The organism is Aquimarina latercula DSM 2041 (genome assembly GCF_000430645.1).
Classification (GTDB): domain Bacteria; phylum Bacteroidota; class Bacteroidia; order Flavobacteriales; family Flavobacteriaceae; genus Aquimarina; species Aquimarina latercula.
This window is the reverse complement of record NZ_KE387185.1, coordinates 691,320-704,472: the sequence shown is the minus strand read 5'-3', so window position 1 is coordinate 704,472 and position 13,153 is coordinate 691,320. Positions and strand designations below refer to the sequence as shown.

The window sequence follows — 13,153 nt, the reverse complement described above, 5'->3', positions numbered from 1 at the left end:
AACAAACTATAAAGGTATTACAATTTATTTCCAATTATGAGCCCAATCTTTCCAAACTACCTCCAACCCTTTAGATTTTAACATCATTACTACTTCTTCCGTAGAACGTTCGTCAGAAATTTCAAACTGTTCTAGTGATTGAGGTTCTACGGCATAGCCTCCAGGATTTGTCTTAGACTCTGCACTAATAGAAGTAATCCCTAGATTCACAATATTTTCTCGAAAAATTTCACTTTCTCTAGTAGACATAGATAACTCTACATCCTCATCCAATAAACGGAATGCACAGATTAACTGCACTAAATCAGCATCTGTCATTTCAACTTTTGGTTCTAATCCACCACTATGAGGTCTCAACCTGGGAAATGATATAGAATATTTGGTTTTCCAATACGTCTTCTGTAAATACTGCAGATGTAAAGCAGTAAAAAAACTATCAGCCCTCCAATCTTCTAAACCAAATAAAGCACCTAGACCTATTTTATGAATTCCTGCGCGTCCCAATCTATCTGGAGTCTCTAATCGATAATCAAAATTTGATTTTCTTCCTTTCGGATGATGTTTTTTATACTCTCCTTTATGATATGTTTCTTGATATACTAAAACCGCATATAAACCACTATCAATCAACAACTCATAATCTTCTTGATCTAATGGTTGTACTTCTATAGTGATATTAGCAAATTGAGAATGTATTAATTTAATTGCTTTATTAATATAATCTACCCCAACCTTTTTATTGGCTTCTCCAGTAACTAAAAGAATGTGGTCATAGCCTTTGGATTTCAAAAAAGCTACTTCTTTAAGTATTTCCTCATTGGTTAAGGTTCTGCGAGGAATTTTATTAGTCATACTAAAACCACAATATGTGCAAATATTTTGACATTCGTTACTTAGATACATGGGCGCATACATCTGTATCGTATTTCCGAACCGTTTCTTTGTAACCTGATAACTCAATTGTGCCATTTGTTCCAAATATGGTTTAGCAGCTGGAGAAATTAAAGCTTTAAAATCCTCAATAGTCCTATTATTTGCATCTAAAGCTTTCTGAACATCCCGTTCAGTTTTCCTAAGAATATCGGATAAGACGGAGTCCCAATCATATTGGTCAAATATGTGTTTGAAACTAGTCATTCAAAAAACTTGTTAAAGGGCTACTTGCTTCTGCGTGCTTTTTGATTGGAGCCAATTTAGCTTTATATGCCAACCTACCTGCTTCAACCGACATTTTAAAAGCTTTAGCCATCGCTACTGGGTCTTCCGAAACAGCAATAGCTGTATTTACTAAGACTGCATCAGCACCGATTTCCATTGCATGAGCTGCATGAGATGGACTACCTATACCAGCATCTACTATTACAGGAACATTACTCTGATCTATGATTATTTCTAAAAAATCCAATGTCTTTAATCCTTTATTACTTCCTATTGGCGCTCCTAAGGGCATTACACATTGCGTACCTACTTCTTCTAATCGTTTACATAAAACAGGATCTGCATGTATATAAGGCATCACAACAAAACCAAGTCTTACGAGCTCTTCTGCCGCTTTTAATGTTTCAATAGCATCTGGCAATAAATATTTTGGATCCGGATGAATCTCTAATTTAATCCAATTGGTCTCTAGAGCTTCTCTTGCCAACTGAGCAGCAAAAACAGCTTCTTTAGCATCTCTAACTCCAGAAGTATTTGGTAATAAATTAATTCTTGGATGATCTAAATGAGTCAGTATATCATCATCTTCATTTGTAACATCAACTCTCTTAAGTGCCACAGTTATCAACTCACTCTCAGAAACTACTAATGCTTCTCTCATCTGATCCGATGAACTAAATTTCCCTGTTCCGGTAAACAACCTAGACGAAAACTGTTTGTCTGCAATTTTTAATGTATCCATTGTGTTTTTAGCTTTCGGTTATAGCCATTAGCTTTTTTATATTTTTTATTCTTTCTTCTAAATCATCTTGCTTTGTAAGCATTCCTGAGACAGCAATTCCGTTTATTCCAGTATCTAAAATTTGACCTATGTCATTCTGCTCAACACCTCCAATTGCAACTATTGGCGTATTATGATCATCTAATTCTGAAATAATTTTTTGATATCCATCTAACCCCAATACTGGACTTAACTTTTTTTTGGTATCGGTATGTCTAAAAGGTCCTAATCCTATATAATCCACTCCATCTTCCTTATGTTTTATACAATCTTGTAATGTATTAGCGGTACCTCCGATAATAAAATTATCTCCTAAAATAGTTCTCGCCTCTTTAGGATTCATATCTTCTAATCCCAAATGCACACCATCAGCTTGAGAAGCTTTTGCTATGCTTACGCTATCATTAACAATCATAACAGCTGCATATTGATCACAGATTTCTCTACATTTTAAAGCCGTATTTAATACCGTAGCAGGATCCATATCCTTTAAACGTAATTGTACCCATCGAACACCAGCTTCACATGCTTCTCCAATATGTTGTAAATGTTCTTGTGGAGATTTGCCTTGAGAGATATATTGTAGTGTAGTCATTATATTTTAGAATTTATGATACGCCAAAAGCGAGGTGTTAGAACTTAGCACTTTTTCTATGTATCGCTTTCCTCGATAACAGGATTTTAATAACGGAAAACCTTGAGACAGATATGCTGTTATCGCCGATGATAACACACAACCACTTCCATGTTTTTCAGTCATGTTTTTGTTTTTAGGATTTAATACAAAGTAAGTTCCCTGTTTGGTAAATAATTCGTCTTTTCCCAGCATTTCTTCTCGATGGCCTCCTTTTAGCAATACATTCGTTTTATTAGAAATATGTTGTATCGTTTCTTCAATAGTTTTATCAGGATAAAAAGCATTAATTTCACTATAATTTGGAGTCAAAAGATATATTTTATCTAATATCTCTTCGAATTCAGGTGCTACAATTGAAAGCTCATGAAAATCATAAGCCGAACTTGATTTTAAAACTGGATCTAAGACAATTTTCATATTACTATTCTTCTCTAATAGAAAGTCAATAATATCAAGAAGTACTTCCCAATTTTGGATAATCCCGATTTTTACATAATCAATCTTAAATCTTTTCAATAAAACTTCTATCTGATTCTTTATAATTTGTTCTTCGATCCAATGACATGCCTCAAAATCTTTGTCATTCTGAATAGTATTTGCCGTACAAACTGCTATTCCATAACATTTTAAAGCTTCAAAAGTTTTAATGTCTGCTGTTAATCCTGCTCCCGAAGAAGGGTCAAAACCGGCAATTGTAAGTACATTAGGACGATTTTGCATATAGAATCTAAATCGTGTCTTTTAACACTATATTATTTGCTTCCTGTATTTTAGAAAAACTATTTATAGGATCTTCAGTATTCCAAATACCACCTAAAATACCAACTCCTTTAAATCCTAAATCATAGGTTTTTTGTAAAGTAGTTTCATTAATTCCTCCCATTCCGATAATGGTATGATTCAAGTCATTTACATCAAAACCTTTCCCTTCATAACCTGCTTTAGAAATTGATCCAAAAACCGGACTTAATAAAACATATTCGAAATCTGCTTTACATGCTTCAATATCCTCTTTAGAATGAAAAGAACTTGTCACAGAAAACCCTTTATTAGTATAAACTTTAATAGTAACTTCTAATGCATCTTCTAGATCAATACGTGCTTGCTCTTGTAAATGAATCCCTCTTAATTTATATTCTTGAGTAAGCTCGGGAAACTGATGCGTCATTATTCTATTATGATATTTAGCCTCTATTAAATCTAACAAAGATCGATATCCATCAATCGTAAAAGTCGGTTTACGAAGATGTAATATTTCTAAATCAGCTTTAAATAATTGATTAATCTGATTGGCTTCGTTAGGAATTGGTTTTTCTGATGTTAATACTATAATCATCTTTTTGGTGTCAGGTAATTGGACATCAAGCATTGAGTATCATAATTACAGAAACTCAATGCCCGACAACTTATACTTATAGATATACTTCGCTTCCCTTTTCTTTAAACTCCTCTGCTTTCTCCTGCATTCCTTCTTCTAGAGCTTTCTGATCATCAATTTCTTTTTGAGCAGCATAATCACGTACTTCTTGTGAGATTTTCATAGAACAAAATTTTGGACCACACATACTACAAAAATGAGCAATCTTTGCTCCTTCTGCCGGTAATGTCTCATCATGATATTCTCTGGCTCTTTCTGGATCTAGAGCTAAATTGAATTGATCTTCCCAACGGAATTCGAATCGGGCTTTACTTAATGCGTCATCCCTATGTTGTGCTCCTGGATGTCCTTTTGCCAAATCAGCCGCGTGAGCTGCTAACTTATAGGTAATCACACCAACGCGAACATCTTCTTTATTAGGCAAACCTAAATGTTCTTTAGGAGTTACATAACATAACATGGCTGTACCATACCAACCGATCATTGCTGCACCGATTCCTGATGTTATATGATCATATCCTGGTGCAATGTCAGTTGTTAAAGGACCTAATGTATAAAAAGGTGCTTCTCCACAAGCTTCTAATTGCTTATCCATATTTTGTTTAATCATATGCATAGGAACGTGCCCTGGTCCTTCTATAAAAGTTTGTACATCGTGTTTCCAGGCAATCTTTGTTAATTCACCTAGCGTTTCTAATTCTGCAAATTGTGCTTCGTCATTAGCATCAGCTATACTCCCTGGACGTAAACCATCTCCTAAAGAGAAGGCTACATCGTAGGATTTCATAATCTCACAAATTTCTTCAAAATGAGTATATAAAAAACTTTCTTTATGATGTGCTAAACACCATTTTGCCATAATAGAACCTCCTCGAGAAACAATTCCTGTAACTCTTTTTGCTGTCATAGGAACATATGCTAAACGTACACCCGCATGTATTGTAAAATAATCCACTCCTTGTTCTGCTTGCTCTATCAAAGTATCTCTAAAAATCTCCCAAGTAAGGTCTTCTGCTTTTCCATTTACCTTTTCTAAAGCTTGATAAATAGGCACTGTACCAATTGGTACTGGAGAATTACGAACGATCCATTCTCGTGTTTCGTGAATATTCTGACCTGTAGAAAGATCCATAATATTATCAGCTCCCCAACGGCAAGCCCAAACCGCTTTTTCTACTTCTTCTTCTATACTAGAAGTTGTAGCAGAGTTACCAATATTGGCATTTATCTTTACCAAAAAATTACGCCCCAAGATCATTGGTTCTGCTTCTGGATGATTTATATTAGAAGGGATTACTGCTCTTCCTCTAGCTACTTCTTCTCTTACAAACTCTGCTGTAATTTTTTTAGGAATACTTGCTCCAAAATCTTGACCTGGATGTTGATTAGCAATTCTGGTAGCTTCTTCAATTTTTTGATTTTCTCGGATAGCAACATATTCCATTTCAGGAGTTATGATTCCTTGCTTAGCATAATACATTTGGGAAACATTCTTTCCTGCTTTTGCTCTCTTAGGCTTTCTTAAATGGTTAAACCTAAGATGATCTAAACTTGCATCATTTAGACGTTGATTACAATATTCTGAAGAAAAATTATCCAATTCTTCTACATCACCACGATCCAAAATCCATTGTTCTCTAATACGCTCAATCCCTTCATGCACATTAATTTCTTTGCTCGGATCGGTATATGGCCCACTGGTATCATATACTACTACTGATTCATTGGGTGTTTTCTTACGAGTCATCGAATCTACGGTATCACTTAACTCTATTTCTCGCATGGCCACTTTAATCTTTGGATGGATATTTCCATTTACGTAGATCTTCTTAGAACTTGGAAAAGGAGTTGTTGTTATTTTCCCCTCCTGTGGTGCAGTATCTTTTTTCTTCATAAGTAAGTCGTTTTAACTTTTTAGTAAGCCTAGTTAGTATTTTATTTATCCTCCTTGTGTAGCACGAATGATGGTAACATTATCATTTACCTTAACGATGGTATCACTCCAAGTATCTTTGGTTATGATTTGATTATTAATAGCAATAGCAATTCCGTTTTTAGAAAGTGATAGCTCTTCTAATAGAAAATCTATCGAACTATTTTCTGAAATAATTTGCTTTTGATTATTAACGTTTATGGTCATTTATTTAGATTTAAATCCATAAACTTTAGGTAAAACCTGTTCTTTGAGAAGAAAATCATATTCTTATATATCTTATCATATAAGAAATGAGATTAACTTTTCCCTTCGTCAGTACTAACTGCATCAGGTTCAAAGGGTATTTCTCAGACTCCATAATAAGGAGTCACCCCTAAAGTTCATTTGATAAAAATAATAAAACCCAGAAAACTATACTAAGAAATATTAGTTTTCTAGGTTTTTTAACTTAAAATTTTAATGTTGCTCCGAGTAAAAAGTTAATTCCAGCTTGTGGATAGAATCCTGCTCCTTCAACCGTTGTAACTGTTCCTGGATTACTAAAATCATCATCAAAAGTGAAGAAATACCCATTAGACACATATTCTGCATCAAAAATATTATTCACTAAACCTGTTAGCACAATAGATTTAAAAACTGGTATGTTTTTGATCTCATATACTACGTTTAGGTCATTTATAAAGAAGCTATCCAATTTAGAGGTTTCACTATCTATATTACCCATATATTGTTCTCCAACAAATTTAGAAAGAAATCCAAGTTGAAGGTTTTTTACAGGTTGATATATAAACATATTCCCTGCTACTATATTTGGAGAATAAGAAATATTAGTGTTTCCTAAATTTACTAAACTACCATCTCTAGAAGTTACAAAATCTTTATTTTTATTGGTACTAATAGCTATATTAGGCTTTACAATAAATTTGTCCGTAATAGTTATATCGGCATCAATTTCTATCCCTAAACGATAACTCTCTCCACTTGTAGCTCTTATAGGTGCTCCTACATCATCCAATGCTCCGGTAAGTACTAATTGATCTTTATACCACATGTAATATAAATTAGCATTTACTATCGTTCTCTTTTTATTAAACCTCCAACCTAATTCGATATCATTAAGTTTTTCTGCCTTGTTAATTCCATTTTCAAAATCGCTTCTTCTTGGCTCTCGATTCGCTCTTGCATAAGATGCATATAATTGATTAGAAGCATTGATTTGGTATGTAGTTCCCAATTTTGGATTAAAGAAATCATAGTCTTCATCTACTTCTAATGGAACTCGATCGGATGTTAAACCAGTTGTTTTATACCCTACAAAACGCCCTTGTAAATCTACAAATGCGCTCCATTTATTGTTAACTCTATAGGTAGTTTTCCCAAAAATGGTAAACTCATTTTTCTTTCCATTACCGAAATAATAGTTATCCCTGATTTCTGATCCTCCAGCATTTTGTGCCCAAATTACTTCTCCAAAATGATCACCATCATAAAAACTATAAAATGCACCAAAATCAACATCCAAATTATTATTCTTATAATTAGCGGTGGCATTAATTACATAAAAATCATTGTCTAACCATCGACGACGAACTAAATCCGTAGTATTGATAGTTTCACCACCGATAACAATAGGAGTAAAGTCATAATCAGCAAAATCTTCATCCTCCTTGTACTGCTCAAAAAACCCTCTACCATACGTATAATTAAGTCCCACATTAGTAGACCAATAATTATTATATTTCTGGTTCCAGTGCAATTGATAATGATCTTGTTTATAGTTATCTACTTCGTTATCATAAAAACGTGTATTTCCGTCCTCATCTGTATATTGACCTGCAGGATTAAAAGTACGATCACTTTCTAGAGTTGCTTGATCTATTCCGAACCAAGATTGATATGTAATTTCATGCCCTCCAAAAGCAACTGCCTTAATTAATGTATTTTCATCTACATAAGAACCTTGTAAAAAATATGATTTCAAATCCGATGATGCTCTATCGATATATCCATCAGATGCAATTGCCGATAAACGACCTGCAATTTCTATATGATCATTGAGCAATCCAGTACTAAACTTAAGATTATGCCTTCTTGTACCAAAAGATCCAAATGAATTAGAAATTTCTGCATTTGCATTTTCGGAAACAGCATCCGTTAGTAGATTTAAACTAGCTCCAAAGGCTCCAGAACCATTGGTAGAAGTTCCAACTCCACGCTGAAGTTGTAAGTTTTCTACAGAAGATGCAAAATCAGGTAGGTTAACCCAAAAGGTACCTTGACTCTCCGCATCATTAAAAGGAATTCCATTTAAAGTAACATTTACTCGGGATGCATCACTACCTCTCACTCTAATATATGTATACCCGACTCCTGCTCCTGCATCCGTGGTAGTTACAACGCCTGGTAAATAGTTAAGTAATATTGGTATATCCTGACCAAGATTACGAGTAGCCAATTCTTCTTTAGAAAGATTAGAATGTGTTATTGGTGAATCTGCATCAACACGAACAGATTTAACTAGAACTTCATCTAGTTTTTCAACTTTATTAGTTATGGAATCTTTTTGCTTTTCCTGAGCCGAGATTTGTAGACTCACTAAAAAGATGATGAGATAAAACAATATGTTTTTCATTCGTAAAATATTGTTACGAATAAAAGGAGTAATTATTCAACGATTAAAATTAATTTGACCTAATTACACTGTATAACAAGCATAATTATTATTCCCTAAAGTACTATTATCCAAAGATATTAATAACTTCTAGCGTCCCTTGGCAGCATTACCTGCCCAGGTTCATCGGGTATGATCTCAGCTTTGTCTAAAAAAATTCTTTTTTTAAGACGTTGCACCCCTTTGAGATTTTGCCGCAAAAGTACTATGTTTAATTGATTTATTGTAACTTTATTAAAGATAAAAACAATGCTTCTGTTTTTTTGAAGTTAGTATAGTATGAAAAATACAAAACGTTCTATTACGTTAAAAATAATTGCTGGTTACACACTGGCAATTGTACTTGCAGTAATTGCTTTTTGGGTGATCTACAGGCAGTTTAGCAATTATTCTGAAATCACTAAAATTAAAAATGACAACAATGAAAAACTTTTCTTAGTTGGCGAAGCCATAACCGGTCTTTACGAGGCAGAAAGTCTAACAAGAAATATCATCCAAACCTCAGATACAGAGAAATTCAAAAATTATAAAACAAAAATTGATTCTATTATAAGTACCATAGATAGAGTTAGTACAATGTCTCTTGACACATTACAATCCAGAAAAATTGACAGCATTAAGGTTTTAATTGACAATAAAAACCAAAACTTTGAGAAACTTATTGCAATATATGAGCAAAGTAAAGAAAAAGGGTTGCAGGAAAATGTAATGGACCAACTAAAGAAGAATGAGAATTTTGGGAATTATACCGATTATGATAAACGCTTTAGAAAATATAGTCCTCAAAAAAAAGAGGCTATTATAGCTTGGTTAGAATATACGAGAAAAGATAATGAAGAGCGTTTAACCAATCAAACTATTGATTCTATTGCCAGATCTATTTATCAGGCACTTTCGGATGCTGAGGAAAAAGAAAGAAGATACCAAAGACAGATCAAAGCTAGAGAAAATAAACTCTTAAAGAACGATCAAATTATTACTCGACAGCTTCGAGATTTGATGGCTGCTATAGAAGATAATGAGCGAAAGGAATATGTGGCGAAACTAGAACGATCTAATAATATTCTTGATAAAACTGCTCAATTCATTATAATTATTACTGCAATTAGCTTAATAATCGCTATTACTTTTCTCTTTTTGATCACCAAAGATGTATCAAAGAGTCAGAAATATCGAAACGAATTAGAAGCAGAAAAGACCTACAAAGAAACTTTACTAAAAACTAGAGAATCGTTAATAAACACAGTAACTCACGATCTTCGCTCTCCTTTAAATACAGTTATTGGGTATTCCGATTTATTAGAAAAAACAGGGTTAACTAATAAACAAAAACACTATTTAGGACATCTAAAAAAATCCTCTGATTATATTCTTCATTTAGTAAATGATCTCTTGGATCTATCTAAACTTGAGGCTGGTAGAATGGTTATAGAAGAATTACCTTTTTCTCCTAAAAAGTTAATAGAAAATACTATTACCAGTATCATCCCTGTGAACGATACTAAAAACCTAGAGGTTTTTATAAACGTGGATAAAAGTCTAAACAAGCAGTACTTAGGAGATCCATTTAGAATCAAACAAATTCTCACTAACTTATTAAACAACGCCTATAAGTTTACTGATCAAGGTTCAATTACTATAGATGGTAAAATAACTGAAAACGGTCTTGCGGAAAAGGAGCTTATAATTTCTGTAAAAGACACCGGTATTGGAATTACTAAAGAACAACAGAAATACATTTTCGAAGAATTCTCCCAAGGAGATGACGATACGGAAAAAAAATATGGTGGTTTTGGTTTAGGTCTAGCAATTACCAAAAAAATAATCAAACTACTTAATGGAAAAATCAAGTTAGAGAGTGAAGTTGAAGAAGGAAGTAATTTTATATTTTGTATACCTATTGAACTTGCTAAAACTCAAATTACAGAAGAAGACAATGAATCTGTAGAAATTCAACATTTTACAAACAAAAAGGTCCTTATAGTAGATGATGATCTCAGCCAACTAGATTTAACTAGTGAAGTAGTATCACTAATAGGGTTATCATATGATATAGCAGAACATGGAATAGATGCATTGGAACTTTTAAACAAAAACGAGTACGATCTAATTCTGACCGATATACAAATGCCTAAAATGGATGGTTTTGAACTACTAAAAGAAATTCAGAATAATTCTAAATATAACAATTTACCAATTATTGCGTTATCAGGTAGAACTGCAGTTTCTTTATCAGAATATGAAGATGCAGGTTTTTCTGGAAGCCTTCGTAAACCATATGCTCCACAAGCTTTAATAGATTTAATCGCAGGTGTTTTAAAAATTAAAACCATCGATGTAGATCTTGGGTATGAAAATAACACGTCTGATCAAGAAAAAGACGCCAATTACTCATTAAACGATCTAATGCTTTTTGCTCAAGGAGATTCAGAATCTTTATATGCTATTTTAGAAACTTTCTGCAATAGCACAATAGATCACATAACAGAATTAAAATCTGCCATTAGCAATGAAGACTTTGAACAAATTAAAAGATTAGCTCATAAAATGTTACCCATGTTTAAGCAAATAAAAGCAAGGGAAATTGTTCCTATTTTAAACACTTTAGAACATCAAGACGATTACGAGTTCACACCTAATAAAATACTTTCACTTACGGAAGAAGGAATACACAAAATAGAAGATTTAATCAATAAATTAAAAGTCAAAAATTAAAGACTTATATCGTATTGTTTTAACTTATTGTATAGTGTTTTTCTATCGATATCCAACATACGTGCTGCTTTAGCCTTATTGCCATTTGCTTTTTCTAAAGCATCCAAAATCAACTCCTGTTCATTCTGATTTTTAAACAAACCGTACGTTTGTTTAGAATTATGAGAAGCATACGCTATATCACTAGGTAGTATATCCATAGTTATCATCTCATTTTGAGATAGCAAAACTGATCTCTTTACAATATTTTTCAACTCCCTTAAGTTTCCTGGCCAATCGTATTTTTTAAAAGTATCCAATACCTCATCCGCAAAACCTACTACATGCTTATCTAGTTCTACATTAGATTCTTCTAAAAAATAATTCGCAAAAAGCATCAAATCTTCTATTCTATCTTTTAATGGAGGGACTTTTATCGAAAATTCATTTAGTCGATGGTACAGATCTTCTCTAAATTCTCCTTCTTTAACAGCGTTACTAAGATCTTCATTGGTAGCAGCAATAACCCTAATATCTACCTCTATTTCTTTATTACTACCTACTGGCTTGATTTTTCGTTCTTGTAACGCCCGAAGTAGCTGAACTTGCAATTCATAACTAAGATTACCTATTTCATCTAAAAACAGAGTACCTCCGTTAGCAGCTTCAAAATGTCCTACTTTGTCATTTACTGCCCCTGTAAAAGATCCTTTAATATGACCAAAAAATTCACTTGAAGCTATTTCTTTCGGAATTGCACCACAATCTACAGGAACAAAAGGTTTATCCGATCTTTTACTAGCTTTATGGATACTACTTGCCACATATTCTTTTCCTGTACCACTATCCCCTATAACTAGCACAGACATACGCGTAGGTGCTACCAATGCAACGTATTCATTTAATTTTTTAGAAGCATCACTAATTCCCTTTACAAAAGAATTATTATTAGCAATAACTACATCGTTCTTCTTAGAATCTTTATTTCTATTTGGTTCTAGCTCCTTAGTATCAGCTTTTAAAGCATTTTCTATAATCTGAAGTATCTTATCTGGATTAAATGGCTTAGAAACATAGTCAAAAGCACCTTGCTTAATAGCACTAACTGCCATATTAATTTCTGCATAACCCGTCATAACTACAACTTGAGTCTTTGGGTTTTTCGCTCTAATATCTTCTAATAAGGTAATTCCATCTCTATCCGGCAACCTTACATCAGTGAGTACAACATCAAATGTATGCTCTTGAATTTGCAAAACTGCTTCGCTACCAGAAAATGAAGTAGATACATCATATCCTTTTTTCTGCAAAAAAGTTTTAAGCATTGTACAAAAAGCAACATCATCTTCAACAATCAGTAATTTGGACATATTGACATCATTTAATTCTAAATGTATTACATAAAATTAAACATTAAAAACATTTAATAATTCTCTACATCAAAGAAACGTAAAAAATAAAAAAGAGACCCTTGGGATTGGGTCTCTTTTTAGCACTAAACAACTTTATATCGTCTTTTGGTTGCAAAACGATATCCTTTTCTACCCCTAGATTTAAGATTTGTCGTCTGGCTTTATCCATTCGCCATTAGCGCTAGCAAATACAACTTTAGTGTAGTTATCTTTACCTTTAAGAATAATTTTATAAGTATTATCCTTTGAAATGTAGGCTTTGTGTATACGTAAGTTTTCAAAATCTCTAGCAGCAGCATCTTGAATTGACATTGGTAATTCTACAATTTCGATCTCTGCATACTCCTGTACTTCATATTCATAATCCATAAATTCCCATCCGTCATTTTCAGCCAACTCATCTTGAGCTATCACTCCTTGTGCTGATATAATGCTAACTACTATCGCGATGATCATTTGTAAATTTTTCATTTTTATAATTATTGT

The 13,153-nt window shown here is 33.1% G+C and carries 11 protein-coding genes and 1 riboswitch; of the genes, 1 reads left to right on the top strand and 10 read right to left on the bottom strand.

Annotated elements, in window-relative coordinates; all coding sequences use genetic code 11:
* Positions 1-24: 24 nt before the first annotated feature.
* From thiH to H526_RS0120910, 8 genes are all read right to left on the bottom strand, one after another.
* Positions 25-1,137 carry a 2-iminoacetate synthase ThiH gene (gene thiH, locus H526_RS0120945; protein WP_027394823.1) on the bottom strand — a complete coding sequence of 371 codons (1,113 nt, stop codon included), beginning with the start codon at positions 1,135-1,137 and terminating at the stop codon, positions 25-27.
* Positions 1,130-1,900 carry a thiazole synthase gene (locus H526_RS0120940; protein WP_027394822.1) on the bottom strand — a complete coding sequence of 257 codons (771 nt, stop codon included), beginning with the start codon at positions 1,898-1,900 and terminating at the stop codon, positions 1,130-1,132. The genes thiH and H526_RS0120940 overlap by 8 nt, the downstream gene beginning before the upstream one ends.
* A 7-nt stretch (positions 1,901-1,907) precedes the next feature.
* Positions 1,908-2,534, bottom strand: a complete 627-nt coding sequence (locus tag H526_RS0120935) for a thiamine phosphate synthase (RefSeq protein ID WP_035086153.1) — start codon at positions 2,532-2,534, stop codon at positions 1,908-1,910.
* A gap of 6 nt (positions 2,535-2,540) precedes the next feature.
* The gene (locus tag H526_RS0120930) at positions 2,541-3,296 is read right to left on the bottom strand and encodes a hydroxymethylpyrimidine/phosphomethylpyrimidine kinase (protein ID WP_027394820.1); all 756 of its coding nucleotides are present in this window, start codon (positions 3,294-3,296) and stop codon (positions 2,541-2,543) included.
* A gap of 7 nt (positions 3,297-3,303) precedes the next feature.
* On the bottom strand, positions 3,304-3,912 hold the full coding sequence (locus tag H526_RS0120925; RefSeq protein ID WP_027394819.1) for a thiamine phosphate synthase: 609 nt from the start codon (positions 3,910-3,912) through the stop codon (positions 3,304-3,306).
* Between the two features lie 76 nt (positions 3,913-3,988).
* On the bottom strand, positions 3,989-5,848 hold the full coding sequence (gene thiC, locus H526_RS0120920; protein ID WP_027394818.1) for a phosphomethylpyrimidine synthase ThiC: 1,860 nt from the start codon (positions 5,846-5,848) through the stop codon (positions 3,989-3,991).
* 45 nt (positions 5,849-5,893) lie between these two features.
* Complete coding sequence (gene thiS / locus H526_RS0120915) at positions 5,894-6,094, bottom strand: sulfur carrier protein ThiS (protein ID WP_027394817.1); 201 nt, start codon at positions 6,092-6,094, stop codon at positions 5,894-5,896.
* 83 nt (positions 6,095-6,177) lie between these two features.
* Positions 6,178-6,275, bottom strand: a riboswitch (TPP riboswitch).
* A 63-nt stretch (positions 6,276-6,338) separates the two neighbouring features.
* On the bottom strand, positions 6,339-8,522 hold the full coding sequence (locus H526_RS0120910) for a TonB-dependent receptor (protein WP_027394816.1): 2,184 nt from the start codon (positions 8,520-8,522) through the stop codon (positions 6,339-6,341).
* 318 nt (positions 8,523-8,840) lie between these two features.
* On the opposite strand from H526_RS0120910, the gene H526_RS0120905 reads away from it, so the two are divergent.
* Positions 8,841-11,276: a hybrid sensor histidine kinase/response regulator gene (locus tag H526_RS0120905; RefSeq protein ID WP_027394815.1), complete on the top strand. Its 2,436-nt coding sequence runs from the start codon at positions 8,841-8,843 to the stop codon at positions 11,274-11,276.
* Here the strand turns inward: H526_RS0120905 and H526_RS0120900 are convergent.
* Positions 11,273-12,625 (bottom strand): sigma-54-dependent transcriptional regulator, encoded by a 1,353-nt coding sequence (locus tag H526_RS0120900; RefSeq protein WP_027394814.1) that lies wholly within the window; start codon positions 12,623-12,625, stop codon positions 11,273-11,275. The genes H526_RS0120905 and H526_RS0120900 overlap by 4 nt on opposite strands.
* Before the next feature lie 183 nt (positions 12,626-12,808).
* Positions 12,809-13,138, bottom strand: coding sequence for a hypothetical protein (locus H526_RS0120895; protein ID WP_027394813.1), 330 nt, complete (start codon positions 13,136-13,138; stop codon positions 12,809-12,811).
* Positions 13,139-13,153 lie beyond the last annotated feature (15 nt).

Bases quoted from the DNA above. Each gene is read 5' to 3' on its own strand.
- thiH (WP_027394823.1), bottom strand. From the start codon at position 1,137: ATGACTAGTTTCAAACACATATTTGACCAATATGATTGGGACTCCGTC.
- H526_RS0120940 (WP_027394822.1), bottom strand. From the start codon at position 1,900: ATGGATACATTAAAAATTGCAGACAAACAGTTTTCGTCTAGGTTGTTT.
- H526_RS0120935 (WP_035086153.1), bottom strand. From the start codon at position 2,534: ATGACTACACTACAATATATCTCTCAAGGCAAATCTCCACAAGAACAT.
- H526_RS0120930 (WP_027394820.1), bottom strand. From the start codon at position 3,296: ATGCAAAATCGTCCTAATGTACTTACAATTGCCGGTTTTGACCCTTCT.
- H526_RS0120925 (WP_027394819.1), bottom strand. From the start codon at position 3,912: ATGATTATAGTATTAACATCAGAAAAACCAATTCCTAACGAAGCCAAT.
- thiC (WP_027394818.1), bottom strand. From the start codon at position 5,848: ATGAAGAAAAAAGATACTGCACCACAGGAGGGGAAAATAACAACAACT.
- thiS (WP_027394817.1), bottom strand. From the start codon at position 6,094: ATGACCATAAACGTTAATAATCAAAAGCAAATTATTTCAGAAAATAGT.
- H526_RS0120910 (WP_027394816.1), bottom strand. From the start codon at position 8,522: ATGAAAAACATATTGTTTTATCTCATCATCTTTTTAGTGAGTCTACAA.
- H526_RS0120905 (WP_027394815.1), top strand. From the start codon at position 8,841: ATGAAAAATACAAAACGTTCTATTACGTTAAAAATAATTGCTGGTTAC.
- H526_RS0120900 (WP_027394814.1), bottom strand. From the start codon at position 12,625: ATGTCCAAATTACTGATTGTTGAAGATGATGTTGCTTTTTGTACAATG.
- H526_RS0120895 (WP_027394813.1), bottom strand. From the start codon at position 13,138: ATGAAAAATTTACAAATGATCATCGCGATAGTAGTTAGCATTATATCA.